The sequence below is a fragment of the Roseovarius nubinhibens ISM genome, from assembly GCF_000152625.1.
Classification (GTDB): domain Bacteria; phylum Pseudomonadota; class Alphaproteobacteria; order Rhodobacterales; family Rhodobacteraceae; genus Roseovarius; species Roseovarius nubinhibens.
This window is the reverse complement of the sequence record NZ_CH724156.1, coordinates 2812572-2837307: the sequence shown is the minus strand read 5'-3', so window position 1 is coordinate 2837307 and position 24736 is coordinate 2812572. Positions and strand designations below refer to the sequence as shown.

The window sequence follows — 24736 nt, the reverse complement described above, 5'->3', positions numbered from 1 at the left end:
CCCAAGGCTGGATCAGCCTTGGCCTTGAGCTTCCATCAGAGCCCGAAGCAGTTTCTCTTCGGACATGTCATCCTCTTGCGGCTTGTCTGCCTCACCGCCCATCAGCAGAGCCATGGAATCTTCTTCCGGCTCGTCAACCTCGATTTCGGTCTGGTTCGATTCGATCAGACGCTCGCGCAGCTCTTCGGCGCTTTGCGTCTCATCGGCGATCTCGCGCAGGGCCACGACCGGGTTCTTGTCGTTGTCACGGTCCACGGTCAGCGGCGAGCCGGCCGAGATTTCGCGCGCCCGATGGGCGGCGAGCATCACCAGGTCAAACCGGTTCGGAACCTTGTCAACGCAATCTTCTGTCGTAACGCGGGCCATACGACCTCCAAAGTCAAAGGGGCTATCGGAACGTGCTATTTACGCCCTCGCCGGGGGATTTACAAGCACCGAATCATAGCGGCACCACCTCGTCGCGCGCCGCCTGCGGCAGGCGTTCTACCATCTCCCGCACGCTGAGCCCAAGGACCGGATGCACCCAGCCCGGCGCCACGTCCAAAAGAGGCACCAGAACAAAGCCCCGATCCTGAATGCGCGGATGCGGCAGGATGAGCTCATCGGGCGCCGCCTGCGCCTGCAGATCGGGCGACAAAGCCTGCCAATGCAGATACCGCTCGCGGTTGGGCAGCACCTCATTGCCGCGCGCCACGAGATCGAGATCGAGCGTCCGCCGCCCCCACCGCGTCTCGCGCTCTCGGCCGAACTCTGCCTCGACCTGATGCAGCTTGGCCAAGATCTCCTCGGCCCCCAGACCGGTCTCGAGCGCGGCGGCCGCGTTGACGTAATCGGGCCCTGCCCCGGCCGGGAAACACGGCGTGTGGTAAAACCGGCTCACCGCCGCCACCCGCAGGCCCAGCGCCTCGAGCCGCTCGAGCGCCGCCGACAGCGTCTCTTGCGGAGCTCCCACACTCGACGAGAGATTACCCCCCAAAGCCACCAGGCAAGAGGCCGCAGAAGAGGCGACCGAAGAGGCCCCAGAAAGGGCTGCCGAAGAGGCTCCTGTAGAGGATTGTAGTTTTTTATCCAATATCCTGTACTTTCTTTAGGAAACCCAATGCTACTCTTTACCGCGCCATGGCCTATAGTTAAGTTGGTGCGCTAAACCGGAGCCCTGAAATCCACTCTCAAACCAAGGGGCATCAACACCGGTTTTCGACCATTCGAAAGGAATTTTTGATGTTTTACAAGGACGAACGGCTCGCGCTGTTCATCGATGGGTCCAACCTATACGCCGCAGGCAAGGCGTTGGGTTTCGACATCGATTACAAACTACTGCGTTCCGAGTTTATGCGCCGTGGCAAGCTGTTGCGCGCGTTTTACTACACCGCCCTGCTGGAAAATGATGAGTATTCGCCAATTCGACCGCTGGTCGACTGGCTGCATTACAACGGGTTTTCCATGGTCACCAAACCGGCCAAGGAATACACCGACAGCCAGGGTCGACGTAAGGTCAAGGGCAACATGGATATCGAACTTGCCGTCGACGCCATGGAGCTGGCCCCGCATGTGGACCATATCGTTCTGTTCTCTGGCGATGGCGATTTCCGCCCTCTCGTCGAGAGCCTGCAACGTCAAGGCGTGCGCGTCTCGGTCGTGTCCACGATCCGTAGCCAGCCCCCGATGATCTCCGACGAGCTGCGTCGTCAGGCCGATAATTTCATCGAGCTCGACGATCTCAAGGATGTGATCGGGCGCCCGCCGCGCGACAATGATGGCGACGGGCCCCGCGGCCCCGCCGACCGCAGCGAATAAGATCTGAACGGGGCGCATCCAGCGCCCCGTTTCACATCTGCCGTCTCCGCCTCTCCTGCCCCGTCCACCCCACTCTGGCGAGGCATGGCTCGGCTGGCCCCCTCAGGCCCAGCCCCTCTGGACAGACCGGCCCCTCTGGACAGACCGGCCCCTCTGGACAGACTGGCGCCAAGCCCTTACCTCTCTGCCCAAGCAGGAGAGACCATGACCAAACCGCCCCTTACCCTCTATCTCGCCGCGCCGCGCGGCTTTTGCGCCGGTGTCGACCGCGCCATCAAGATCGTCGAGATTGCGCTCGAGAAATGGGGGGCACCGGTCTATGTGCGCCACGAGATCGTGCACAACAAATATGTGGTGGACGATCTGCGCGCCAAAGGCGCGGTCTTTGTCGAAGAGCTCGAGGATTGCCCCGACGACCGTCCGGTCATCTTCTCGGCCCATGGCGTGCCGAAATCCGTCCCCGCCGAGGCGGCGCGCCGCGAAATGATCTATGTCGACGCCACCTGCCCGCTGGTCTCCAAGGTCCATATCGAGGCCGAGCGCCATCACGAGAACGGGCTGCAGATCATCATGATCGGCCATGCCGGCCACCCCGAAACCATCGGCACCATGGGCCAGCTCCCTGAAGGCGCGGTGCTTTTGGTCGAGACGGTCGATGATGTGGCCAAAGTGCCGGTCACCGATCCCGAGAAACTTGCCTATGTCACCCAGACCACGCTCTCGGTCGATGACACCGCCGGCATCGTCGCCGCGCTGCAGGCGCGCTTCCCGGCGATCCAGGGACCCCATAAAGAAGACATCTGCTACGCCACCACCAACCGCCAAGAGGCGGTCAAGGCCATCGCCGCCCATGCGCAGGCGATGCTCGTGGTGGGCGCGCCCAATTCCTCGAACTCGCGGCGTCTGGTCGAGGTCGGCGCGAAATCCGGCTGCGCCTATTCGCAGCTCGTGCAACGCGCCGATGACATCGACTGGCGGGCGCTGGACGGCATCGCCTCGATCGGCGTGACCGCCGGGGCCTCGGCCCCCGAGGTGCTGGTGGATGAGGTGATCGCCGCCCTTCAGGCCCGCTATGACGTGACCATCGAACAGGTGGAGACCGCCAAGGAAAGCGTGCATTTCAAAGTGCCCCGCGTGCTGCGCGAACCGGCATGAGCGACCCGGACCAGAGCACCGGCCCCGATGCCGAAACCCTCTCGGTCTATGACCGCAAGGCCGCCGAATACCGCGACCTGACCGCCCGCAGCAAAATTGATCCCGATCTCGCGCGGTTCCTCAAGACGCTGTCCGCAGGCTCTGACGTGCTCGATCTGGGCTGCGGCCCGGGTGCTGCCGCCGCCCATATGGCCGCCGCCGGTCACCGCGTCACCGCCACCGACGCCGCGCCCGAAATGGTCAAGCTGGCCGGCGCGCATCCCGGCGTCACCGCCCGGCTCGCCACGTTCGACGACATCGACGAGGTTGCCGCCTATGACGCGATCTGGGCCAATTTCTCGCTGCTCCACGCGCCGCGCGCCGAAATGCCGCGCCATCTGGCGGCGCTGCGCCGCGCGCTGCGCCCCGGCGGGCTCTTTCATATCGGTATGAAGACCGGCCACGGCGAGGCCCGCGACGCGCTGGGCCGACGCTATACCTATTACACCGAGGACGAGCTTTCCGGGCTCCTGCGCGCAGCGGGCTTTACCCCCACCGCCTCGCGCCGGGGCAAGGACACCGGGCTCGACGGCACTGTCGCACCTTGGGTCACCATCGCGGCCCATGGCTGACGCAGCGACACTGGCTGTCTATGCCCGCGCCGCCCGCGACTATGCGCAGGGCACGCCCCTGGCCCCAGAGCCCGATTACAGCCCCGACATCGCGGCCTTTCTCGCGCCGCTGCCGATCCGCGCCCGGCTCTTGGATCTCGGCTGCGGCCCCGGCACCTGGGCCGCGCATTTCAGGCAGATGGGTCACGAGGTCAGCGCCTGCGACCCCTGCCCCGAGATGGCCGCGCTGGCCCGCGCCCGCACCGGGCTCGCCGTGATGGAGATGGGCGCAGAAAAACTCGAGGCGCGGGCCGCCTATGATGGCATCTGGGCCAATTTCAGCCTGCTGCACCTGCCCCGCGCCGCCCTGCCCGAGGCGCTCCAGCGCATCCACCGCGCGCTCCGCCCCAAAGGCATGTTGCATCTCGGCATGAAACTGGGCCATGACGCAGGCCGCGACGCCCTCGGGCGCTATGTCACTTACTACAGCGAGGCCGATTTGACCGACCTGACCCAAGCCGCAGGCTTTACCGCCCTCCGCAGCCGCCGGGGCAACCGCCACGACCGGCCCGGCGCCGCCGACACTTTCGTGATCGTGACCGCCCATGGTTGATCTCGTGGCCTATACCGATGGGGCCTGTTCCGGCAATCCCGGCCCGGGCGGCTGGGGCGTGCTGATGCAGGCCAAGCGTGGCGCAGAGGTGATCAAACAGCGCGAGCTGAGCGGCGGCGAGGCGCTGACCACCAACAACCAGATGGAGCTCATGGCCGCCATCACTGCGCTCGAGACGCTGGAAAAGCCGAGCACCATCACCATCGTCACCGACAGCCAATACGTCAAAAACGGGGTCACCGGCTGGATCTTCGGCTGGAAGAAAAACGGCTGGAAAACCTCGGCCAAGAAACCCGTGAAAAACGTCGAGCTTTGGCAGCGTCTCGACGCGGCGCAGGCCCGGCACAAGGTCACCTGGGAATGGGTCAAGGGCCATGCCGGCCACCCAGAGAACGAACGCGCGGACGAGCTCGCCCGCGAGGGCATGGCGCCCTACAAACCGAAAGCCGCCAAATGACCGCGCTGGCGCTTCTGGATTACGGCTCGGTCGCGATCTTTGCCCTGACCGGCGCGCTGGTGGCGAGCCGCGCCCAGCTCGACATCGTGGGCTTTGCCTTTCTCGCGGCGCTCACCGGGGTTGGCGGCGGCACGCTGCGCGACCTGCTTCTGGACCGCAACCCGATCTTCTGGATCGCCAACCCGACCTATATCCTCATCGCCTGCGCGGCGGCGGTGCTGATCTTCTTCACCGCGCATCTGGTGGAAAGCCGCTATCGCTGGCTCTTGTGGCTCGACGCCTTCGCGCTCGCCGTGGCGGTCCCTGCCGGGGCCGGTCTCGCGCTCGAACTGGGGCAGTCGACCGTGGTGGTGGTGCTGATGGGCATGGCCACCGGCTGTCTCGGCGGTCTGATGCGCGATGTGGTGGTGGGCGAAGTGCCCTTGGTGCTCAAACAGGGCGAGCTCTATGTGACCGCGGCCTTTGCCGGGGCGCTGGTGGCGGCGCTCATGACCGAGCATATGGCCGATGGGCTTTTGGCGCTGGGCGCGGCCGCGCTCACCACGCTGGCGCTGCGCGCAGGCTCGATGGTCTTTGGCTGGCGCATCCCGGTCTATCGCTCGCGCCCGCCACGCGCGTAGGCAAGCCAGAGATTTTGGGTATTTGGAACCAGAATGAGCGCCGGATCAGCGTTTGCCGCGGCCCCGCCAATGGGTCGGCACGATGATCAGCGCGCCCACTGAGGACAGGATCGCATCCACCCCCGGCGCGCCAAAGCGGATGCCGAACATGATCCGCACGAAGTAAAACAAAAATGCCCCGCCCACGCAGATGATGATGCTCTGCACGATGCCATTGCGGGTAAAGCCGGATTTCTCGCTGAGATAGCCGACAATGCCCGCAATCACCACCGTACCGATCAACATGGGAAACATGGGCGCGTCCTTTTCTAGGTCTGGATCAGCCCAGACGGCTGCCACGCGGCAGGGTCAGGCCGCGCAGGAATTCCGGCGCATCCTGCGCCCCGCGCCCGGCCCGTTGCAAGCGCAAAAGCCGTACCGCCCCCTGACCGCAGGCCACACGCAGCCCGTCGTCGAGCACCTCGCCCGGCGCGCCACAGCCCTCGGCCTGTTCCGAGGCCAGAAGCTTGATCCGCTCGCCCGCGACCTCGACCCAGGCGCCCGGAAAGGGGCTCAGCCCGCGAATGGTGCGGTCCACCTCGGCGGCGCGCCAGCCCCAGTCGATCCGCGCCTCGGCCTTGTCGATCTTGGCGGCATAGGTGACGCCCGCCTCGGGTTGTGGCTCGGGGGTGAGCTCATCCAGCTGCCCCAGCGCGTCGATGATCAGCTCGGCCCCCATGACACTCAGCCGGTCATGCAATTGCCCGGTGGTCTCGCGCGGGCCGATCGGCGTCGCACGGCGCAGCAGGACCGGCCCGGTGTCGAGCCCCTCTTCCATCTGCATGATGCAAATCCCGGTCTCGGCATCGCCCGCCATGATCGCCCGGTGGATGGGCGCGGCCCCGCGCCAGCGCGGCAAGAGCGAGGCATGGATGTTGAGACAGCCCTTGGCCGGCGCGTCGAGAATGGCCCGCGGCAAGAGAAGCCCATAGGCCACGACCACCGCCACATCCGCCCCCAGCGCGGCGAACTCATCCTGCGCCTCGGGGGTCTTGAGGCTCTCGGGGTGGCGCACCAAAAGGCCCAGCTCTTCGGCGCGGGCCTGCACCGGGCTCGGGCGGAGTTTCTTGCCCCGGCCCGCCGGGCGCGGCGGCTGGCAATAGACGGCGGCGATCTCGTGGCCCGCGTCCTGCAGCGCCTGCAGCACCGGCACCGAGAAGTCCGGCGTGCCCATGAAGACCACCCGCATCAGCCGGCCCCCAGCTTGCGGGCCCGGCGCAAGAGCATGTCGCGTTTGACCTTGCTCAGCCGGTCGAAATACATCCGCCCCGCCAGATGGTCGATCTGGTGTTGCACCGAGGTGGCCCAGAGCCCGACGAAATCGCGCTCTTCGATCTCACCCTCTTGGTTCAGGAACCGCACGGTGACGGCCCGCGGGCGCGAGATCTTGGCCGAGACGCCGGGCAGGTTGGGGCTCGCCTCTTCATGTTCGCGCAGCTGGGCGCTGGCATGGAGGACCTCGGGATTGGCCATGCGCACCGCCTGGCCGCGCTCAGAGCTGGCATCGACCACCGCGAGGCGATGCATCTCGCCCAGTTGCACGGCCGCCAGACCGACCCCGGGCATCGCCTCCATTACCGCGATCATCTCGTCCCAGAGGGCGCAGGTCTCATCGGTGATCGCGGCCACATCCTCGGCCGGCGTCCGCAGGCGTTTGTCGGGCCAGGGGATACAGGGGCGCGGCATGGCTCAGGCCCGCGCCAATTCGCGCTTGAGCTTGACCATCTTACGGGTGATGAGCTGTCGCTTCATCGTGCCGAGATAATCGATGAAAAGCTTGCCATCGAGATGGTCGATCTCATGCTGCACGCAGGTGGCCCAGAGCCCGTCAAAGCCGCGGCTATGCTCTTCGCCATCAAGCCCGAGCCAGCGCACTTCGACCTCCTTGGGCCGCGTCACCTCGGCGAATTGATCGGGGATCGAGAGACAGCCTTCCTCATAGGTGTTGAGCGTGTCTGAACTGGCGATCACCTCGGGGTTCACCATGACGAGGGGCGCGGGATCGACGCCTTCGTCTTTCTCGCAATCCATCACGATGATCCGGTCCATGACGCCGATCTGCGGCCCGGCCAACCCAATGCCCGGCGCGTCATACATGGTTTCGAGCATGTCATCGGCCAGCGCGCGCACCGCGTCGCTGATGTCGTCAAGCGGGGCACAGACCTTTTTCAGGCGCGGGTCGGGATGGATCAGAATAGGGCGTTTCATGGCGCTTCACTTAAGCGATCATGCATGGCTTCGCAACGCCCTTGCACCTCGCCCGCAAAGCGTTAGCTTCACAGCCGCAAATCCCCCCGCCTGTCACACGGAGCCAGCGCATGAATTTTGACGAGTTGATCGACCGCCGCAACACCCATTCGAGCAAATGGGACAGTATGGAAAAGATCTATGGTGTGTCTCCCGATACCGGCCTGGCGATGTGGGTCGCCGATATGGATTTCCGGCCGCCTTCTGTGGTGCAGGACGCGCTGCAAAACATGCTCGATCACGGGGTCTACGGCTATTACGGCGAGGATCAGAGCTATCGCGAGGCGATCTGCTGGTGGATGCAGACGCGCCATGGCTGGACGGTCGATCCCAAGGCGATCCTGACCACCCATGGGCTGGTCAATGGCGTGGCCTTCTGTCTCGACGCGCTGACCGAGCCGGGCGATGGGGTGGTGTTGATGACGCCGGTCTATCACGCCTTTGCGCGGGTCATCCGGGCCGGCGGGCGCGAGGTGGTGGAATGCGAATTGGCGCGGCGCGACGGGCGCTATGAGATGGATTTCGACGCCTGGGACGCGCAGATGACGGGCCGCGAAAAGATGCTCATCCTGTGCTCGCCGCACAATCCCGGCGGCCGGGTCTGGACCCGCGACGAGCTGCGCGGCGTGGCGGAATTTGCCCGCCGTCACGATCTCTTGCTGATCTCGGACGAGATCCACCACGATCTGGTGATGCCGGGTCACAGCCATATCCCGATGCCGCTCGCCGATGAGACGATCCTCGACCGGCTCATCATGATGACGGCGACCACCAAGACCTTCAACATCGCGGGCAGCCATACCGGCAATGTCATCGTCCCCGACGAGACCCTGCGCGCGCGGCTGACAGCGCATCTGGCGGCGATGGGCAAATCGCCCAATTCCTTCGGGCTGGTGATGGCCGAAGCCGCCTATTCGCCCGAGGGGGCCGAATGGGTCGATGCGCTGGTGCCCTATCTCGATGGCAACCGGCGGATCTTTGAGGAGGGTCTGGCGCAGATCCCCGGGGTCAAGCCGATGTCGCTCGAGGCCACCTATCTGACATGGATCGATTTCGCCGACACCGGCATGGCCCCTGCCGAGGTGATCCGCCGCGTGCAGCAAGACGCCCAGATCGCCCCCAACCATGGCGCCACCTTCGGCAAGGGCGGCGAGAGCTTCCTGCGGTTCAACATCGCCACGCCGCGGGTGCGGGTCGAAGAGGCGGTGCGCCGGATGCAGACGGCCTTTGGCGATCTGCAATAGGCGGATGGCGGCGCGGCATCCCTGGCGGCGGCGGCTCATCCGCCTGACGGCGCTGATGCTGGTCGTGCTGATCGGCGTGGCGCTGTGGCGCAGCGTGAGCATCGCGCCACCGCCGCCGCCCGCGCCGCTGCCGCCGCTCACCGGCACGATCGACCTGATCGAGCTCGACAAATCCGAGCGCCGGATGACCGTCTACCGCGAGGGCGAAGCGCTGCGCAGCTACGAGGTGGCGCTGGGCTTTGCGCCAGAGGGCGACAAGCAGATCGAAGGCGATGGCAAGACGCCCGAGGGCGAGTTCCGCATCGATCGGCGCAATGACCAGAGCCAGTTCCACCTGTCGCTCGGCATCAATTACCCCCGGGCCGAAGACCGCGCCCGCGCCGCCGCCCAGGGCGTATCACCGGGCGGCGATATCTTCTTTCACGGCCAGCCCAACAAGCTGCCCGACATCCTGCGCCGCAAGGGCGACTGGACAGCGGGCTGTATCGCGCTGACCAATGCGGAGATCGAGGAATTGTGGCGCGTCACCCCAATTGGCACCCGCGTGGTGATCCGGCCCTGAGCTGCCGGGGATAGCGCCCGACTTATTGCGACACGCCTCGGGGCCTGTCCCTCGGGCGACTGGCGGGATTTGGGTATTTGGGACCAGAAAGAGGCACTCGCCCCGCAGACGAGCAACCGCCCCGCCTGAGGCGGGCCGATCTGTCAGAGAGCCGGACTGCCAAAGGGCGCGGCGATCAGTGGCGCGGCAAGAGCCCCGCCGGCGCATCGTCAGGGCGGGCGAAATCGAGCGGCGGCGTAGAACGCGCCTCGGTCATCCGCTTATATTCCACATGCAGCTCGCCACCCTCTTCCGAGGAGGCGACGATCAGGCAATGCGACAGGTGGCGGCTGCCATCATAGAGATCAACGAGGCCGCGCAGCCGCGGTGTGCTCTCGCGGTCGAGCGCAAAACCGCCGTCCCAGGCGCGCAGCACGCGGTAGATCTCTTCGCCGGAATGCAGCCGCAGCCGCGAGGATTTGCGTTCAGCAAGCTCGCGCGCGCGGTCCAGCCCAGCCTTGATTTCGGGCGTCAGATAATCGGTCATGGCAGTCTCCCCTCCCGCGCGTTTCCCCAATCGCGGTGTGTTACACTCAAGGACATAACAGCCTGATGTGAAAGTCAAGTTAACCGATGGGACAATTCTTGTGACCGTGGGTCCTGTGCATCTTTGCACCCTCGCTGCGCGGGCGCGGCACTGGTCTGTGCCCGCGGGTGCGTTAGGTCTTGGGGCAGACAAAGACAGGCTGACCACAGAACCAAAGGACCGATCCCATGGGCAAACTCGTTGACGGCATCTGGCGCGACAGCTGGTATGACACCTCCGCCACCGGCGGCGCGTTCAAGCGCGACAGCGCGCGGTTTCGCAACTGGATCACCCCCGACGGCGCGCCGGGGCCCTCGGGCGAGGGCGGCTTTGCCGCGCAATCCGGGCGCTATCATCTCTATGTCTCGCTTGCCTGCCCCTGGGCGCATCGGGCGCTAATCTTTCGCGCCCTCAAGGGCCTCGAGGATCATATCGGCGTCTCGGTGGTGCATCCCGACATGCTGGGCGAAGGCTGGGAATTTCGCGCGGATTATCCCGGCGCCACCGGTGACACACTCTATGGCCTGCCCTATCTGCGCGATCTCTACACCCGGGCCGATCCCGGTATTTCCGGCCGGGTCACCGTGCCGCTGCTCTGGGACCGCGAGCGCGACACCATCGTGTCAAACGAGAGCGCCGAGATCATCCGCATGTTCAACGGGGCCTTTGACGCACTCACCGGCAATCGCGACGATTACTGGCCCGAGGATCTGCGCGCCGAGATCGCGCCGGTGAATGACCGCATCTATGACACGCTCAACAATGGCGTCTACAAGGCTGGGTTTGCCACCAGCCAAGAGGCCTATGATGCCGCCGTGCATCCGCTTTTCGACACGCTCGACTGGCTCGAAGAGCGGCTGAGTCACAGGCGCTATCTGATGGGGACACGGATCACCGAGGCCGACTGGCGGCTCTTCACCACGCTCATCCGCTTTGATCTGGTCTATCACACCCATTTCAAATGCAACCGGGCGCGGATCACCGACTATCCGGCGCTCTGGGCCTATCTGCGCGAGCTCTACCAATGGCCGGGCGTGGCCGAGACGGTGAATTTCGACCATATCGTGCGCCACTACCACTACAGCCATGACACGGTGAACCCGCATCGGATCATCCCGATCAACCCCGATCCGGATTTCACCGCCCCGCATGACCGCGAGCGCCTGACTGCCGCAAGCGAGGGTCAGCCCCGCGCTCAGGCCCAGTAGCCGCCGAAATACATCACCAAGGTTGTGAGGTCCGAGGGCGCCACATCGCGCTGCAGATAGGCGCGGGCATTGGCGTTCACCGCAAAGATCGAGCCATCGGCAAACATCGCCCTGCCCGTCACGAAGAGGATGGGCAGGCTCGGCCAGCGATAGGCGATGAGATCAGCCACCGCGAGGGCACAGCCCTCTTCGAGGTCAAGGTCAAGCACCACCGCCGCAAAACCCTGCGTCTGCAAGAGCCGAACCGCCTCGCGCTGGCCGCGCGCCATCGCGGCGCTGACCCCTTCTTCCGCCAGATGCCCGGCCCAAAGGCTGGCCAGCTGCGGATCCGATTGCACTAGCAAAACATTCATTCACTCGTTCCCTTGCGCGCGACGATAGATCAAATTTGCGCAAAACCCTAATCCGCCCTGCTGACGCAGAGGCCGATGCCGCATCCGCGACTTGTTTATGCGCCGAGAATCGGCTCAATAGCGGCAAGGAGAGCCGCCATGCCCGATGCCACCACGCCCCTGCCCGTTCAGACCCCGCGCGATCACGGCGGCGGGCTCGATGCCGCCATCGCGCGCCATGGTGGCGACCGGCGCGGCTGGCTCGATCTGTCGACCGGGATCAACCCGACGCCCTACCCCGTCGGCCCGCTGCCCCATGACGCCTGGACTGCGCTGCCCGATGCCGGCGCGATGGAGGGGTTGCTGGCGGCGGCGCGCGCGCTCTGGCAGGTGCCAGACGCGCTGGGCCTCGTCGCAGCGCCCGGCGCCTCGGCGCTCATCGCCCGCATTCCGGCGCTCTGGCCCGAGCTCGGGTCGGCGCAGACGGGCGGCCGCGCCCATGTGCCCGCCCCCACCTATAATGAACATGGTGCGAGCCTTGAGGCCCATGGCTGGACCCTGACCGAAGACACCCTGGCCGAGGACCGACCCGATCTGCGGGTCATCGTCCATCCCAACAATCCCACCGGCACCTGGCACGGGGTCGAGATGCTCGACGCGCCGCGCATGGTGGTGGATGAGAGTTTCTGCGACATCGCGCCCGAACGCTCGCTCTTGCCGCATCTGCCCGAGGGCGATCACCTCGTGCTCAAGAGCTTTGGCAAGTTCTGGGGGCTGGCCGGGCTGCGGCTCGGCTTTGCCATCGGGCCGCGCCATCTCACCGCGCGTCTGGCCGAGCTCATCGGCCCTTGGCCGGTCTCGGGTCCGGGGCTGGCGATTGCCACCGCGGCGCTCTCGGATCAGGCCTGGGCCGAGGCGACGCGCACCCGGCTCGCCCGCGATGCGGCGCGGCTCGATGGGCTGATGCAGGGCGCGGGCGCTGTGGGGCTTGGCGGCACCGATCTCTTCCGGCTCTACGAGGTCTCGGAGGCCCAGCACTGGCAAGAGCATCTGGCCCGCCACCATATCTGGAGCCGTGCCTTTCCCTATGCGCCGCGCTGGTTGCGGCTGGGCCTGCCGCCAGAGGACGGCTGGGACCGGATCGCCACAGCCCTTGCCGATCTGCCTGCCGATCTGCCTGCCGATCTGCCCGCTGACGCCCCCGCCGGGGTCCTGTCATGAGCACGCTCTGCCTGCTGCCCCTCGCGCTCCTCCTCGATGCCCTATTGGGCGAGCCGCGCGCGCTCTGGTCGCGGCTGCCGCATCCGGCGGTGCTCATGGGGCGGGTGGTGAGCACACTCGACACCCGGCTCAACCATGGCACAGCGAGACGCCTCAAGGGCCTGCTCGCCTTGGCGCTCATGGTCTTGGGCGCGTGGCTCCTTGGCTGGCTCCTGAGCCTCCTTGGCCCGCTGGTCGAGCTGATCCTCGCCGCGATCCTGCTCGCCCATCGCTCGCTCATCGATCACCTGATGGCGGTGGTCCGGGGCCTGCGCACCTCGACCGGGGACGGCCGCCGCGCCGTGGCGATGATCGTCGGCCGCGACACTGCCGCGATGGACGACCCGGCCATCATCCGCGCCGCGGTGGAATCCGGGGCCGAGAATTTCTCCGACGGGCTCATCGCCCCCGCCTTCTGGTTCCTCATCGCCGGCCTGCCGGGGCTTCTGGTCTACAAGATCACCAACACCGCCGACAGCATGATCGGCCACCGCACCCCGCGCCACGAGGCCTTCGGCTGGGCCGCCGCCCGCTTTGACGATCTGCTCAACCTCGCGCCCGCCCGGCTCACCGCGCTGCTCATCGCGCTCACCCATGGCCAGCTCGGCCAATGGGCCGCGATCCGCGACGAGGCCCGCCGTCACCGCTCGCCCAACGCCGGCTGGCCCGAGGCCGCCATGGCCCGCGCCATCGGCATCGCCCTCTCCGGCCCGCGCAGCTATGGCGGCAAGATGCAGGACTATCCCTTCGTCCACCCGGACGGCAATCGCACCCCCGAGGCCCAGAGCATCACCGATTGCGCCCGCGCCCTGTGGCGGGTCTGGGCGGTGCTCACCGGCGCTCTGGCGCTGGCCGCGGTTGTCTTGGGGTGACCCGCGCACTAGGTTGCCCGCTAACAGACGACCCGACCGAGACCCGGTTTCAGACCCCCCTGTGCTAGACAAGGTGATCCCATGCGTTTTCTCTCTCTTCTCACCGCCGCCGGGCTGACGTTCGGCTCGATGGCCTCGGCCCAGCAATGCGGCGGCAGCTTTGCAAGTTTCGTCCAAGGCCTCAAATCCGAGGCCATCGCCCGCGGCCATGCCCCCGCCACGGTCAACGGCTTCTTTGCCTCCGCCCGTCAGGATCAGGCGGTGCTCAAAGCCGACCGCCAACAAGGCGTGTTTCAGAAGGATTTCACCGAATTTGCCCGCCACCTGATCTCGGCCAACCGGCTCAACACCGGGCGCGCCAAGGCGCAATCCTATGACCGGCTCTTCGACCGGATCGAGGCGACCTATGGCGTCGATCGCGGCGTGCTTCTGGCCTTCTGGGCCTTCGAGACGGATTTCGGCGGCTTCCAAGGCAATATCAACACTTTGAACGCGCTGGTGACGCTCTCGCATGATTGCCGCCGGCCCGAACTCTTCCGGCCCCAGGTCTTTGCCGCGCTGAAACTCTATGAACGCGGCGATTTCAGCCCGACCAAGACCACCGGCGCCTGGGCGGGCGAAATCGGCATGGTGCAGATGCTGCCGCAAGACATCATCGACAATGGCGTCGATGGCGATGGCGATGGCCATGTCTCGCTCAAGACCTCCGCCGCCGATGCGCTCATGTCGGGCGGCAAGATGCTCGCCCATCTCGGCTGGCGCAAGGGCGAGCCGTGGCTGCAAGAGGTGACGCTGCCCGCCAATATGAACTGGGCCGAGACCGGGCTGCGCACCACGAAACCCGCCTCCGTCTGGGCCGCGCAGGGCGTGCGCCCGCGCCATGGTCAGCTCGCCACAAACCTGCCCGCCTCGATCCTGCTGCCGCAAGGGCGCGGCGGCCCGGCCTTCATCGCCTACCCGAACTTCCGCGTGTTCTTCGAGTGGAATCAGAGCTTTACCTATGTGCTCACCGCCGCCTATTTCGCCAACCGGCTGCAAGGCGCGCCGGTCTTTGACGCCGGAAACCCCGATCCCGGCCTCTCGAGCGCCCAGATGAAAGAGCTGCAAGCCAAGCTCGCCCAGCGCGGCTATGACGTGGGCAAGATCGACGGCATCCTGGGCGCAGGCACCCGCGCCGCCGTGCAGGACGTGCAGCAAAAGCTGGGCCTGCCCGCTGATGCCTGGCCGACCCGCGCGCTGCTGAACCGGCTCTGATCCGATGCCCGACCGGCCCGGCCGCCCCGACCAGAACCGCCGCGACCAAACCCGCGCTGGCGACACGCCCCGCAAACCGCGCCAGAAACGGCGCGGCCCGGCGGGCGCTGGCCCCACCGGTTCTGGCCCCACTGGCTCTGGCTCCACTGGCACCCCCGACAGCCCCAAGCGCAAAGCCAACCCGCTCGCCAACCCCGGGCGGCGGGTGAGCAAACCGCCGCGCCCGGCGCAGAGCACCGAGCGCTCCGACAGCCCTGCGGCCAAGCCCAAGGCGGACGCCAAGCCGACCGGCAAACCTGACCGCAAGCCTGACCAGAAACCGGACCAAAACCACGCCAAGCCCGCCCCCAAAGCGCGCGGCAGCAAATACCCGGCGTCGCAGGCGAAATCCAAACCCAAACCGGCGAAACAGCCGAAACCGGCCCAGCCCGCCCCCGCCCAGCCCTCCCCAGCCGAGCCCGCGCCCGTCGCCCCCATGGCCGATGGCACGCCGCAGAGGCTCTTCTTCGCCGCCCCTCCCGGCCTTGAACCCACGCTCGAGGCCGAGGCCCGCGCCCTGGGCTTTGCCGATGCCATCGCCGAACCCGGCGGCGTCGCGGCCAATGGCGATTGGTCCGAGGTCTGGCGCGCCAATCTCATGCTGCGCGGCGCGGGCCGGGTGCTGGTCCGCCTCGGCTCCTTCCGCGCCATGCATGTGGCCCAGCTCGACAAACGCGCCCGCCGCTTCCCGTGGGATCTCTACCTGCGCCCCGACGTGCCGATCAAGGTCGAGGCCACCTGCAAACGCTCCAAGATCTACCACGCCGGGGCCGCCGTCCAACGGGTCGAAACCGCCATCACCGAAACCCTTGGCGTGCCGATCGACGCCGAGGCGACGCTGCGCCTGATGATCCGCATCGAGGATGATCTCTGCACCGTCTCGCTCGACAGCTCGGGCGAGCCGCTGCACAAACGCGGCTACAAGGAATTCGTCGGCAAGGCCGCGATGCGCGAAAGCATGGCGGCGCTCTTCTTGCGCGACTGCGGCTTTGACGGGCGCGAACCGCTGCTCGACCCGATGTGCGGCTCGGGCACCTTCCCGCTCGAAGCGGCCTCCATCGCCGCCGGTCTCCTGCCCGGCGCGACCCGCCGCTTTGCCTTCGAGGATCTCGCGGGCTTCGACGCCGAGGCCTATGCCGCCTTCCGCCGCCGCATCACCCCCGAGGCAACCGAGCCCGACCCCGGTTTTCGCGCCTATGGCAGCGACCGCGACGCCGGCGCCATTCGCGGCGCCAGCGCCAATGCCGAGCGCGCCGGCCTCTCTCACCTGTGCCAGTTCACCCAGCATTCGGTGAGCGACCTGCAACGGCCCGAAGGCCCGCCGGGTCTTGTGATGATCAACCCGCCCTATGGCGGCCGCATCGGCAACAAGAAGATGCTCTACGCGCTCTACGCCGCCCTTGGCCGCAAACTGACCGAAGATTTCTCGGGCTGGCGCGTCGGCATCGTCACCACCGATGTCTCGCTGATCCGGCCGATGGGGATCAAATTCCCGCCCCCCGGCCCGCCCGTCGCCCATGGCGGTCTAAAAGTCCGGCTCTGGCAGGCGCAGCTCTGATTTCACCCGTTCTGTGTAAAGGTTAACGGCGGCCCTTCAGGGCCACCCTTCCTGAAAATGCGCACTGTCGTGTTACCGTCGTAATACCGACGCGATACCGACATGGCATTTTTAGCGATTTCAATGGGTTAACTCCGAAATCAGGCGACCATCGCCTCGGCCTTCTTGAGATCCACCGACACCAGCTGGCTGACCCCCTGTTCGGCCATGGTGACGCCGAACAACCGGTCCATCCGGCTCATCGTCACCGCGTTATGGGTGATGATCAGGAACCGCGTCGCGGTGCGGCGGCACATCTCGTCCAGCAGGTCGCAGAACCGCCCCACATTGGCATCATCGAGCGGCGCATCCACCTCGTCCAGCACACAGATCGGCGCCGGGTTCGCGAGGAACACCGCAAAGATCAGAGCCAGCGCCGTCAGCGTCTGTTCGCCCCCCGACATGAGGCTCAACGTGGCGAGTTTCTTGCCCGGCGGCATGCACATGATCTCGAGCCCGGCATCGAGCGGGTCATCGCTCTCGACCATCACGAGGTTCGCTTCACCACCGCCGAACAAATGCTTGAAAAGAAGCGCGAAATTCGAATTCACCTGCTCGAATGCGGTGAGCAGACGCTCGCGCCCTTCGCGGTTGAGGCTCGAAATTCCGCTGCGCAGCGCCTTGATCGCCTCCTCCAGATCGGTCTTTTCGCGGACCAGCGTGTCATGCTCTTCCTGCACTTCCCGCGCGTCCTCTTCGGCCCGCAAATTGACCGAGCCAAGCGCATCGCGCTGCCGCTTGAGCCGGTTCACATCCGCCTCCAGCGTCTCGGCCTTGGGCATGTCATCCGGGGTCGCGTCCAGCGTCTCCAACAGCCGCTCCGGCGTGGTCTCGAGCTCTTCTTCGATCCGGTGCGCCGCCTGCCCCCGCGCCTCTTCGGCGGCCTCCTGACGGGCCTGCCCCGCCGCCCGCGCCTCGCGCGCCTCACCCGCCGCCCGCTCGGCCTCGCGCTCAGCCTCCGACGCCTTGCGCAGCGCCCCCTCACCGGCGCTCAACGCATCCGCCGCCGCCGCCTTGCGCGCCTCGGATTGGTCAATCTTTTCAGACAGTTCCTCGCGCATTTCCGCAAGGCTCGCCGGCGTCGCCGCCGCCTCTTCGAGCTCTTCCTCGGTGGCCGATTTGCGCTCGTTGAGCTCGGCGCTGCGCTTCTCCGCCGTCTCCAACCGATGCCGCCAGCCGCTCAGCTCCTTGGTGACTTCCTGACTGCGTTTCTTGCGCGCCTCACCCTCGCGCCGCACCTCGTCATGCTCCGACCGCCGCGAGATCATCGTGATCCGCGCCGCCTCGACCGTCATCTTGACGTCCTCGACCTCGGCCCGCGCCGCGTCGAGATCACCAAGCTCGCGCAAAGCCCCCTCCGCCTCGGCCAGCTGCTTGCGCGCCGCCATCGCCTCTTCCTCATGGCGCGTCACCGCAAGCCCCAGCGCCTCGAGCCGCGACTGCGCGAGGTTGCGATCCGCCTCGGTCCGGCTCAGCGCCCGGTTCGCTTCATTGAGCGCCTGATCCGCCGCCTTGCGCGCCTCGCGCGCCTCGGCATCCTGCCGGGTCAGATCGGCCAGACGGGTCTTGAGCGTCTCATGCGCCTGCCGCGCGCCATCCGCCTTAGCACTGGCATGGGCCAGCATTTGTTTCAATTCTTCCAACCGGTTGAGCTGTTCGAGCCGCAGCGCCGCCGCCGAGGGCTGCTCTTCCGCAAAGGTGCGATAGCCGTCCCAGCGCCACAGATCGCCCTGCGGGCTGACCAGCCGCTGACCCGGTTTCAGCTCGGCCTGCAGATGCGGCGCATCCACCGCCTCGACCACGCCCACCTGGCTCAGCCGCCGCGCCAGAACATCGGGAACCGAGACGTGATGGGTGATCGGCTGCACCCCGCCCGGCAGGCTCTGATGCTCGGGATAATCCGGCAGAAGCGACCAGCCAGAGCCGCCATCGGCCTCGACCTCGGGCGCCCGCAGATCATCCGCCAGCGCCGCGCCCAGCGCCTTTTCGAACCCCTGTTCGACCTGCAGCCGGTCCATGATCTGGCCGCGCTCGCCGGTGTCGCGATCCACCAGCCGCGCCAGCGCCGAAACCTCCGCCGAGAGCGCATTGACCTCGCCTTCGGCCTCCGACCGTTCCGCCCGCGCATCCGCCTCCCGCGCCTGCGCCTCGGCCCGTGCCTCATCCGCCGCCGCCAGCGCCGCCTCCGCCGCCCGCGCGGCCTCTTGCGCCTTGGCCTCGGCGGTGGTCGCCGCATCGAAACCTTCGCTTGCAGTTTCAAGGGCTTGCCGCGAAACCTGAACCGCATCTCGTGCCCGGTCAGCCTCTGTTTCGCTCTTCTCAAGCGTCTTGCGGCTATCTTGCAAGAACCGCTGTGCCGATTGGTGCCGCGCCGCGAGCCGCGCCACATCCTCGGTCATCTCGCTCAGCGCCGCTTCGCGCTCTTGCAGCACCGAGGCCGCCTCATGCGCCCCGTCTGACGCCGCCTCGAGCCGCGCCTCATGGCCCTCGCCCGCCTTGGAGAGCTCACGCGCCTCCCATTCGAGCCGCTCGATCGTCTCGCCCGCATCCCGGTTGAGCGCCGCCTCGCGCTCGATATCGCGCGCCAGCTGATCGATCCGCCCCGCCAGCGTGGCAATCCGGTCCCGCGCCGCCGCTTCCTGATCGCTGAGCGTGTCCTGCTGCACCTGCAGCCGCTGCAAAACCGCCGCCGCAATCGCCTCTTCCTCGCGCAGCGGCGGCAGCGCCGCCTCGGCCGCCTCCCGTGCTTTGGTGGCCTCGCGCGCGCCGGTCTCGGCCCGCGCCGCCGCGGTCACCCGCTCGCGCAGCTCTGCCGCCGCCCGCGCCACCGCCTCATCGGCATCCTTCCAACGCCGATAGAGCAACATCCCTTCGGCCCGGCGCAGCTCTTCGCCGATGCTGCGATAGCGCGCCGCCTGCCGGGCCTGCCGCGCCAGCTGAGCCAATTGCCCGGCGAGCTGTTCGACCACGTCATCGACCCGCGTCAGGTTGGTCTCGGCCGATTTGAGCTTGAGCTCGGCCTCGTGCCGCCGCTGGTAAAGCCCTGAAATCCCTGCCGCTTCTTCGAGAATACGCCGCCGCGCCTTGGGCTTGGCGTTGATCAGTTCGGAAATCTGCCCCTGCCGCACAAGCGCCGGGGAATGCGCCCCGGTTGAGGCATCGGCAAAGAGCATCTGCACATCGCGCGCCCGCACATCCTTGCCATTGACCTGATAGGCGCTGCCCACATCACGGGTGATGCGCCGGATCACGTCGAGCGTGTCGGAATCGTTGAAGGCCGCAGGCGCCAGCCGCTCGGAATTGTCGATGCTGAGCGCCACTTCGGCGAAATTACGCGCCGGGCGCGACTTGGCCCCGGCAAAGATCACATCTTCCATGCCGCCGCCGCGCATCGCCGTCGGACGGTTCTCGCCCATCACCCAGCGCAGCGCCTCGAGCAGGTTCGACTTGCCACAGCCATTCGGCCCCACGACGCCGGTGAGACCATCATTGATGATCAGATCCGTCGGATCGACAAAGCTTTTAAAGCCGGTGAGTCTGAGCTTGGAAAAATGCAATTTCGCCTGCTGCCCTGTCCCTGTTGCACCTTTTGGCCTGACGCTGTCCCCATGCGTCCCGCCTGACCTGCAATCTGACGACCGCGATTGGCGTCTGTCAACGGCAAACCCCTGCATATGGCGAAATCGGCGGAGTTATCCACAAGATATTGCGAAATCCGGGGCGTTTTTCAGGCGTTTTCGTCATGGACCGGCGGCAAATCGCGCACTAATCTGCCGCCCATATTGCCTGCAAGGAGCCCTGTCATGCTGATCATAGAGCCCGCCGATCCCGCCGCCCTCGGTCCGCGCGCCCTGCTCGAGGCGAGCCATCGCTTGATGATCGACACTTTTCCCGCCGACGACATCTATGCGCTCGACATTGCCGATCTCCAAGGCGCCGACATCCGCTTTTTCGCCGCACGTGACGGGGCGGAGGTGCTCGGCACCGGGGCGCTGGCGCTGCGCGACGGCTATGGTGAGGTCAAATCGATGTTCACCTCCCCCGCGGCCCGTGGCCGGGGCGTCGCCGCCGCGCTCCTGCGTCAGATCGAGGACACCGCCCGCGCCGAAGCCCTGCCGCTCCTGCGGCTCGAGACCGGCGAGGCTTTGGACGCCGCGATCCGGCTCTATGAACGTCACGGCTTTCGCCGCTGCGCGCGGTTTGGCGACTATGCCCCGAATGAAACGAGCGTTTTCATGGAGAAATCTCTGGAGCCGCTGGAAACTTTGGAGACCCGGACATGAGCCTGACCGGACGCTGCTTCTGCGGCGATGTGCGCTTTGCCATAGATGGCCCCGTCGGCTGGGCTGGGTATTGCCATTGCGACAGTTGCCGGCGCAATTGCGCGGCCCCTGTCGCCGCCTTCTTCGAGGTCAAGCTGGATCAGATGCGCTGGACCGGCACCACCCCCGCCACCTATCAAAAGACCCCGGGCGCCACCCGCCATTTCTGTGGTCGCTGTGGCACGCCCATGGCCTTTACCGCCGAATGGTATCCCGGTGATGTCCATCTCTATATCGCGACGCTCGACAGGCCCGACGCCGTGCTGCCGCAAAACCATGTCCATGCCGAGGAACGGCTGCCCTGGTTCGACATTCGCGACGATCTGCCCCGGATCGACGGGTTTGGCGATCCCGACACGCCTGCCCGCCGCAGCCTCTGTCAGCCCGAGGGGTAACAGGTCAGATCCGCTATCTCCTCCTCGATCCAGTCGGCCTCGCAATCGAAATACCGCTCTGGCACGCCGATCACCAAGGGCCGCACCTGATCCGCGTCGCAATCGAGCAGCGCATGGATGAGCGCCTGATCCCCGGTCATGGCCAGCACGTCACAGCGCGTCGCCACCCGGATCGCCCGCGCCGCCGATCCCTCTATCGCCGCGCGATTGGGCACCCAGCGGCTGTTGACGCGGATCGCCACGGCCCGCACCCCTTGCTGGCGTATGTCGAACGTGTCGCCCGCCACAAACACCCTATGCGCGGGCCCCTGCGTCAGCCCGTCCCCGGTGCCGCCGCAGCCGACCAATCCCAACATGATCACAAGCCATCGCATCATCATGCCAGTTAAGCGCGCATCTCTTAAGAATTCGTTCGATCCCCCCTTGCGCTCCCCCCGTTTCCTCTTGCTAAAACACCGTAACCGCACGCCAGACCACAGGGAGCCCCACATGCCAAGACATCGCGTCCTTACCGAATTCGGCATGGGATCTTCCCTGCGCCGTCAGGATTACACCGAGGCCGCCCGCCGCGCGCTCAAAGACGCGCTGTGGCACAATTCGATCAACATGGCAGAGCTCTTCGGCTTTCCCAAAGAGGCGATGATCATTGAGGTCGAGATTGCCGTCCAAGACCCCGAAGCGGTCGATTGCGAGGCGCTCAAATCGGTCTTTCCCTATGGTCAGATTTCGGTCACCGCGGTGCAAGGCGGGCTCGATGTGCCGCGCCCTGTCGGGCTGCCCACGGTCATCGCCAATGCCGCCATTTCGGTGAGCTTCGACATGGAAAAAGCCACGGAGGCCTCGGCATGAGCGATCAGCGTTTCATCATCGAAATGGGCATGGGCAATGATCTGCACGGGATGGATTACCAAAAGGCCGCCCGCCGCGCGATCGAGGATGCAATCCGCCACTCCACCCTGCCGATCTTTCACAGCACCGGCATCGATTTCAGCGAGATGCGCGTCGCTGTCACCATCGGCGTGCAAGAGCCCGAGGCGCTCGACTGCGCCGCACTGGCCGACGGGCTGCCGCGCGGCCGCGCCACGGTCACGGCCGTGCGCGGCGGGCAGAATGTGACCAATCCCGAGACCGGCGAAACGCTGGTGATCGCCACCGCCGCGGTCGAGGCCTTCCTGCCCGATCAATCGGCGCAATGGCGCGCCAGCGCGGGCTAGGCTTGTCGCGCCGCTCCACCGGTCATATGATCTGACCAATTCTAGCGTCCATCGGGGGCGGCCCTGTGCCATTCGAAAAGATCACACCGGAAAAGCTCTCCTCGGCGGTGACCCGCCAGATCGAGCTCTTGATCCTGCGCGGCATCCTGCGCCCCGGCGAACGCCTGCCCTCGGAGCGTGACCTGGCCGAGCGGCTCGGCGTGTCGCGCCCGTCACTGCGCGAGGCGCTCGCCGAATTGCAGGGCAAGGGGCTGTTGCAGACCCGCCCCGGCGCCGGCGTTTTCGTGGCCGATGTGCTGGGCAATGCGTTTTCGCCCGCGCTCATCCGGCTCTTTTCCGACCATGACGAGGCGGTGTTCGACTATGTGAGCTTTCGCCGCGATCTCGAAGGGATGGCCGCCGAACGCGCCGCACGGCTGGCCTCCGACGCCGATCTCGCGGTGATCCAGAGCGCGTTTGACCGAATGGCCGCGCAGGATGGCCGCGATGCCGCTGAAGAGGCGCGACTCGACGCCGCCTTTCACCTGTCGATCCTCGAGGCGAGCCATAATGTCGTGCTGCTACATATGATGCGCTCGATGTTCGACATGCTGCGCGAAGGTGTCTTCTACAACCGTCAGAAGATGTTCCAGCAACAAACGACGCGCGCCTCGCTGCTTGATCAGCACCGGGCCATCAACGACGCCCTGCAGGCCCGCCGCCCCGAGGCCGCCCGCGCCGCCGTCGAGGCACATCTGAGCTTTGTCGAACGGGCCCTGCGCGATCAGCAACTGGCTGACCGCAACGCCCATATCGCCCGCCAGCGTCTCGATCACGACGGCGGCCTCTAACGACCTTTCCTTGTGTGTTCACCGCTCTGATGGCCCTCGCATCGCGTAGGGCTTTTGCGGCGCGTGCAGGCCGCCTGCGCGGCCCCCCGAGAACATCCACCGGATTTCGCAATAATTTTACCAATTGATAAAATTTCAATCTGTGCTTTACTGAAAAGAAAAAACATAGCCAGCCAGTGGAGGAAGACCATGAGCCCAAGCCCCCTGACCCCCGGCGTCACCGCCGCGCGTCTGGCCCCGGATGAGTATGCCGAGAATTTCACCGACCTTCATGCGCCGCTTGATCCGCATGAGGCGGTGGTGGCCGCCGACCGGTGTTATTTCTGCCATGACGCGCCCTGTATGACCGCCTGCCCCACCAGCATCGACATCCCGCTCTTTATTCGCCAGATCGCCACCGGCACGCCCGAGGCGGCGGCAGAGACCATCCTCGATCAGAACATCCTTGGCGGCATGTGCGCCCGGGTCTGCCCGACCGAGACGCTCTGCGAAGAGGTCTGCGTGCGCGAAGTGGCCGAGGGCAAGCCGGTCGAGATCGGACGGCTGCAACGCTATGCCACCGACACGGTGATGGCGCGCAACATCCACCCCTTCACCCGGGCCGAAGCCACCGGCCGCCGGGTGGCCGTCGTGGGCGCTGGCCCTGCGGGGCTCGCCTGCGCCCACAGGCTTGCGCTCCATGGCCATGAGGTGACGCTCTATGATGCGCGGCCCAAGCCCGGCGGGCTCAATGAATATGGTATTGCCGCCTATAAGAGCACCGATAATTTCGCCGCGCGCGAGGTCGATTGGCTCTTGCAGATTGGTGGCATCACGCTCGAAACCGGGCAGAGGCTTGGCGACGGGCTTTCGCTCGACAGCTTGCGCGCGGGCTTTGACGCGGTGTTTCTCGGCATCGGGCTCGGCGGGGTCAACGCGCTCGGGCTTGAGGGCGAAGACCGCGACGGGCTGCGCGATGCGGTCGATTTCATCGCCGAGCTGCGCCAGAGCAGCGACCTCACCGGGCTCCCTATCGGCCGCGACGTGGTGGTGATCGGCGGCGGCATGACGGCGGTCGATGCCGCCGTGCAGGCCAAGCTTCTGGGCGCGCTCAACGTCACGCTCGTCTATCGCCGGGGCCGCGACCGGATGAACGCCAGCCGCTATGAACAGGATCTCGCCGCCTCCAAGGGCGTGCGGATCGTGACCAACGCCCAGCCCGTGGCGATCCATGGCAATGGCGCGGTGCGCGAGATCGAGTTTGCCTATACCGACGACGCGCTCACCCCCACCGGTGACACGCTCCGCCTGCCCGCCGATCAGGTGTTCAAAGCCATCGGCCAGACGCTCACCGGCGACGGGCTCCCGGTGCTCGAGGGCCGCAAGATCGCCGTCACCGGACCCGGGCGCACCTCGGTCAAGGGCGTCTGGGCCGGCGGCGATTGCGCCTCGGGGGGCGACGATCTCACCGTGACGGCGGTGGCCGAAGGCCGCGACGCCGCCGAAGACATCCATGCCGCGCTCACCGGCGCGAAGGAGGCATAA

The 24736-nt window shown here is 66.4% G+C and carries 29 protein-coding genes; 19 read left to right on the top strand and 10 right to left on the bottom strand.

Annotated elements, in window-relative coordinates:
- Nucleotides 1-12 precede the first annotated feature (12 nt).
- Complete coding sequence (gene rpoZ, locus ISM_RS13615; RefSeq protein WP_009814765.1) at nucleotides 13-366, bottom strand: DNA-directed RNA polymerase subunit omega; 354 nt, start codon at nucleotides 364-366, stop codon at nucleotides 13-15.
- Between the two features lie 73 nt (nucleotides 367-439).
- Nucleotides 440-985, bottom strand: a complete 546-nt coding sequence (gene folK, locus ISM_RS13610; RefSeq protein WP_040618558.1) for a 2-amino-4-hydroxy-6-hydroxymethyldihydropteridine diphosphokinase — start codon at nucleotides 983-985, stop codon at nucleotides 440-442.
- A 236-nt stretch (nucleotides 986-1221) separates the two neighbouring features.
- On the opposite strand from folK, the gene ISM_RS13605 reads away from it, so the two are divergent.
- From ISM_RS13605 to ISM_RS13580, 6 genes are all read left to right on the top strand, one after another.
- Nucleotides 1222-1797 (top strand): LabA-like NYN domain-containing protein, encoded by a 576-nt coding sequence (locus tag ISM_RS13605; protein WP_009814763.1) that lies wholly within the window; start codon nucleotides 1222-1224, stop codon nucleotides 1795-1797.
- A gap of 204 nt (nucleotides 1798-2001) precedes the next feature.
- Entirely contained in the window at nucleotides 2002-2952 is a 951-nt protein-coding gene (ispH, locus tag ISM_RS13600; protein ID WP_009814762.1) for a 4-hydroxy-3-methylbut-2-enyl diphosphate reductase, read from the top strand.
- Nucleotides 2949-3563: a class I SAM-dependent DNA methyltransferase gene (locus tag ISM_RS13595; RefSeq protein WP_009814761.1), complete on the top strand. Its 615-nt coding sequence runs from the start codon at nucleotides 2949-2951 to the stop codon at nucleotides 3561-3563. The genes ispH and ISM_RS13595 overlap by 4 nt, the downstream gene beginning before the upstream one ends.
- On the top strand, nucleotides 3556-4155 hold the full coding sequence (locus ISM_RS13590; RefSeq protein WP_009814760.1) for a class I SAM-dependent methyltransferase: 600 nt from the start codon (nucleotides 3556-3558) through the stop codon (nucleotides 4153-4155). Before ISM_RS13595 ends, ISM_RS13590 begins: the two co-directional genes overlap by 8 nt.
- The gene (rnhA, locus tag ISM_RS13585; RefSeq protein ID WP_009814759.1) at nucleotides 4148-4612 is read left to right on the top strand and encodes a ribonuclease HI; all 465 of its coding nucleotides are present in this window, start codon (nucleotides 4148-4150) and stop codon (nucleotides 4610-4612) included. The genes ISM_RS13590 and rnhA overlap by 8 nt, the downstream gene beginning before the upstream one ends.
- Nucleotides 4609-5232 (top strand): trimeric intracellular cation channel family protein, encoded by a 624-nt coding sequence (locus tag ISM_RS13580; RefSeq protein WP_009814758.1) that lies wholly within the window; start codon nucleotides 4609-4611, stop codon nucleotides 5230-5232. The genes rnhA and ISM_RS13580 overlap by 4 nt, the downstream gene beginning before the upstream one ends.
- 45 nt (nucleotides 5233-5277) lie before the next feature.
- On the opposite strand, the gene ISM_RS13575 is transcribed toward ISM_RS13580, so the two are convergent.
- From ISM_RS13575 to def (ISM_RS13560), 4 genes are read right to left on the bottom strand one after another with little or no spacing between them, the layout of a single operon-like run.
- A complete protein-coding gene (locus ISM_RS13575; protein ID WP_040618090.1) occupies nucleotides 5278-5526 on the bottom strand; it encodes a hypothetical protein in 249 nt (82 codons plus the stop codon).
- A 25-nt stretch (nucleotides 5527-5551) separates the two neighbouring features.
- A complete protein-coding gene (gene fmt, locus ISM_RS13570) occupies nucleotides 5552-6460 on the bottom strand; it encodes a methionyl-tRNA formyltransferase (RefSeq protein WP_009814756.1) in 909 nt (302 codons plus the stop codon).
- A complete protein-coding gene (def, locus tag ISM_RS13565) occupies nucleotides 6460-6957 on the bottom strand; it encodes a peptide deformylase (RefSeq protein WP_009814755.1) in 498 nt (165 codons plus the stop codon). The genes fmt and def (ISM_RS13565) overlap by 1 nt, the downstream gene beginning before the upstream one ends.
- 3 nt (nucleotides 6958-6960) lie before the next feature.
- Nucleotides 6961-7479 carry a peptide deformylase gene (def, locus tag ISM_RS13560; protein ID WP_009814754.1) on the bottom strand — a complete coding sequence of 173 codons (519 nt, stop codon included), beginning with the start codon at nucleotides 7477-7479 and terminating at the stop codon, nucleotides 6961-6963.
- Between the two features lie 110 nt (nucleotides 7480-7589).
- Here def (ISM_RS13560) and ISM_RS13555 point away from each other — a divergent pair, with 110 nt between their 5' ends.
- Together ISM_RS13555 and ISM_RS13550 are read left to right on the top strand one after the other, a co-directional pair.
- Nucleotides 7590-8762, top strand: coding sequence for a MalY/PatB family protein (locus ISM_RS13555; protein WP_009814753.1), 1173 nt, complete (start codon nucleotides 7590-7592; stop codon nucleotides 8760-8762).
- A gap of 4 nt (nucleotides 8763-8766) precedes the next feature.
- Nucleotides 8767-9324 (top strand): L,D-transpeptidase family protein, encoded by a 558-nt coding sequence (locus ISM_RS13550; RefSeq protein ID WP_009814752.1) that lies wholly within the window; start codon nucleotides 8767-8769, stop codon nucleotides 9322-9324.
- Nucleotides 9325-9499: 175 nt separating this feature from the next.
- On the opposite strand, the gene ISM_RS13545 is transcribed toward ISM_RS13550, so the two are convergent.
- Nucleotides 9500-9850 (bottom strand): hypothetical protein, encoded by a 351-nt coding sequence (locus tag ISM_RS13545; protein ID WP_009814751.1) that lies wholly within the window; start codon nucleotides 9848-9850, stop codon nucleotides 9500-9502.
- 227 nt (nucleotides 9851-10077) lie between these two features.
- Between ISM_RS13545 and ISM_RS13540 the strand changes: the two genes are divergently transcribed.
- Complete coding sequence (locus ISM_RS13540) at nucleotides 10078-11097, top strand: glutathione S-transferase family protein (RefSeq protein ID WP_009814750.1); 1020 nt, start codon at nucleotides 10078-10080, stop codon at nucleotides 11095-11097.
- Here the strand turns inward: ISM_RS13540 and ISM_RS13535 are convergent.
- On the bottom strand, nucleotides 11085-11450 hold the full coding sequence (locus ISM_RS13535) for a response regulator (RefSeq protein WP_009814749.1): 366 nt from the start codon (nucleotides 11448-11450) through the stop codon (nucleotides 11085-11087). The two genes, ISM_RS13540 and ISM_RS13535, sit on opposite strands and share 13 nt — an antisense overlap.
- A 138-nt stretch (nucleotides 11451-11588) precedes the next feature.
- Here ISM_RS13535 and ISM_RS13530 point away from each other — a divergent pair, with 138 nt between their 5' ends.
- The 4 genes from ISM_RS13530 to ISM_RS13515 all read left to right on the top strand — a co-directional run bounded on the left by ISM_RS13530 (nucleotide 11589) and on the right by ISM_RS13515 (nucleotide 16412).
- A complete protein-coding gene (locus ISM_RS13530; protein ID WP_009814748.1) occupies nucleotides 11589-12650 on the top strand; it encodes a threonine-phosphate decarboxylase in 1062 nt (353 codons plus the stop codon).
- The gene (cbiB, locus tag ISM_RS13525) at nucleotides 12647-13561 is read left to right on the top strand and encodes an adenosylcobinamide-phosphate synthase CbiB (protein WP_009814747.1); all 915 of its coding nucleotides are present in this window, start codon (nucleotides 12647-12649) and stop codon (nucleotides 13559-13561) included. The genes ISM_RS13530 and cbiB overlap by 4 nt, the downstream gene beginning before the upstream one ends.
- An 81-nt stretch (nucleotides 13562-13642) precedes the next feature.
- Entirely contained in the window at nucleotides 13643-14815 is a 1173-nt protein-coding gene (locus ISM_RS13520) for a lytic murein transglycosylase (protein WP_009814746.1), read from the top strand.
- A gap of 4 nt (nucleotides 14816-14819) precedes the next feature.
- Complete coding sequence (locus ISM_RS13515) at nucleotides 14820-16412, top strand: THUMP domain-containing class I SAM-dependent RNA methyltransferase (protein ID WP_009814745.1); 1593 nt, start codon at nucleotides 14820-14822, stop codon at nucleotides 16410-16412.
- A 140-nt stretch (nucleotides 16413-16552) separates the two neighbouring features.
- Here ISM_RS13515 and smc read toward each other — a convergent pair whose 3' ends face one another.
- Complete coding sequence (smc, locus tag ISM_RS13510; protein ID WP_009814744.1) at nucleotides 16553-20008, bottom strand: chromosome segregation protein SMC; 3456 nt, start codon at nucleotides 20006-20008, stop codon at nucleotides 16553-16555.
- Between the two features lie 246 nt (nucleotides 20009-20254).
- Here smc and ISM_RS13505 point away from each other — a divergent pair, with 246 nt between their 5' ends.
- Both ISM_RS13505 and ISM_RS13500 read left to right on the top strand, forming a co-directional pair.
- Nucleotides 20255-20734, top strand: coding sequence for a GNAT family N-acetyltransferase (locus ISM_RS13505; RefSeq protein WP_009814743.1), 480 nt, complete (start codon nucleotides 20255-20257; stop codon nucleotides 20732-20734).
- On the top strand, nucleotides 20731-21168 hold the full coding sequence (locus ISM_RS13500; RefSeq protein WP_009814742.1) for a GFA family protein: 438 nt from the start codon (nucleotides 20731-20733) through the stop codon (nucleotides 21166-21168). The genes ISM_RS13505 and ISM_RS13500 overlap by 4 nt, the downstream gene beginning before the upstream one ends.
- Here ISM_RS13500 and ISM_RS13495 read toward each other — a convergent pair.
- Nucleotides 21153-21524, bottom strand: coding sequence for a hypothetical protein (locus tag ISM_RS13495; RefSeq protein WP_156783400.1), 372 nt, complete (start codon nucleotides 21522-21524; stop codon nucleotides 21153-21155). The two genes, ISM_RS13500 and ISM_RS13495, sit on opposite strands and share 16 nt — an antisense overlap.
- A gap of 133 nt (nucleotides 21525-21657) precedes the next feature.
- On the opposite strand from ISM_RS13495, the gene ISM_RS13490 reads away from it, so the two are divergent.
- The 4 genes from ISM_RS13490 (at nucleotide 21658) to ISM_RS13475 (ending at nucleotide 24736) form a co-directional block, all read left to right on the top strand.
- Entirely contained in the window at nucleotides 21658-22017 is a 360-nt protein-coding gene (locus tag ISM_RS13490) for a Lin0512 family protein (RefSeq protein ID WP_040618089.1), read from the top strand.
- On the top strand, nucleotides 22014-22382 hold the full coding sequence (locus tag ISM_RS13485) for a Lin0512 family protein (protein WP_009814739.1): 369 nt from the start codon (nucleotides 22014-22016) through the stop codon (nucleotides 22380-22382). The genes ISM_RS13490 and ISM_RS13485 overlap by 4 nt, the downstream gene beginning before the upstream one ends.
- Nucleotides 22383-22447: 65 nt before the next feature.
- A complete protein-coding gene (locus ISM_RS13480) occupies nucleotides 22448-23212 on the top strand; it encodes a FadR/GntR family transcriptional regulator (RefSeq protein WP_009814738.1) in 765 nt (254 codons plus the stop codon).
- Between the two features lie 189 nt (nucleotides 23213-23401).
- Complete coding sequence (locus tag ISM_RS13475) at nucleotides 23402-24736, top strand: NAD(P)-dependent oxidoreductase (RefSeq protein WP_009814737.1); 1335 nt, start codon at nucleotides 23402-23404, stop codon at nucleotides 24734-24736.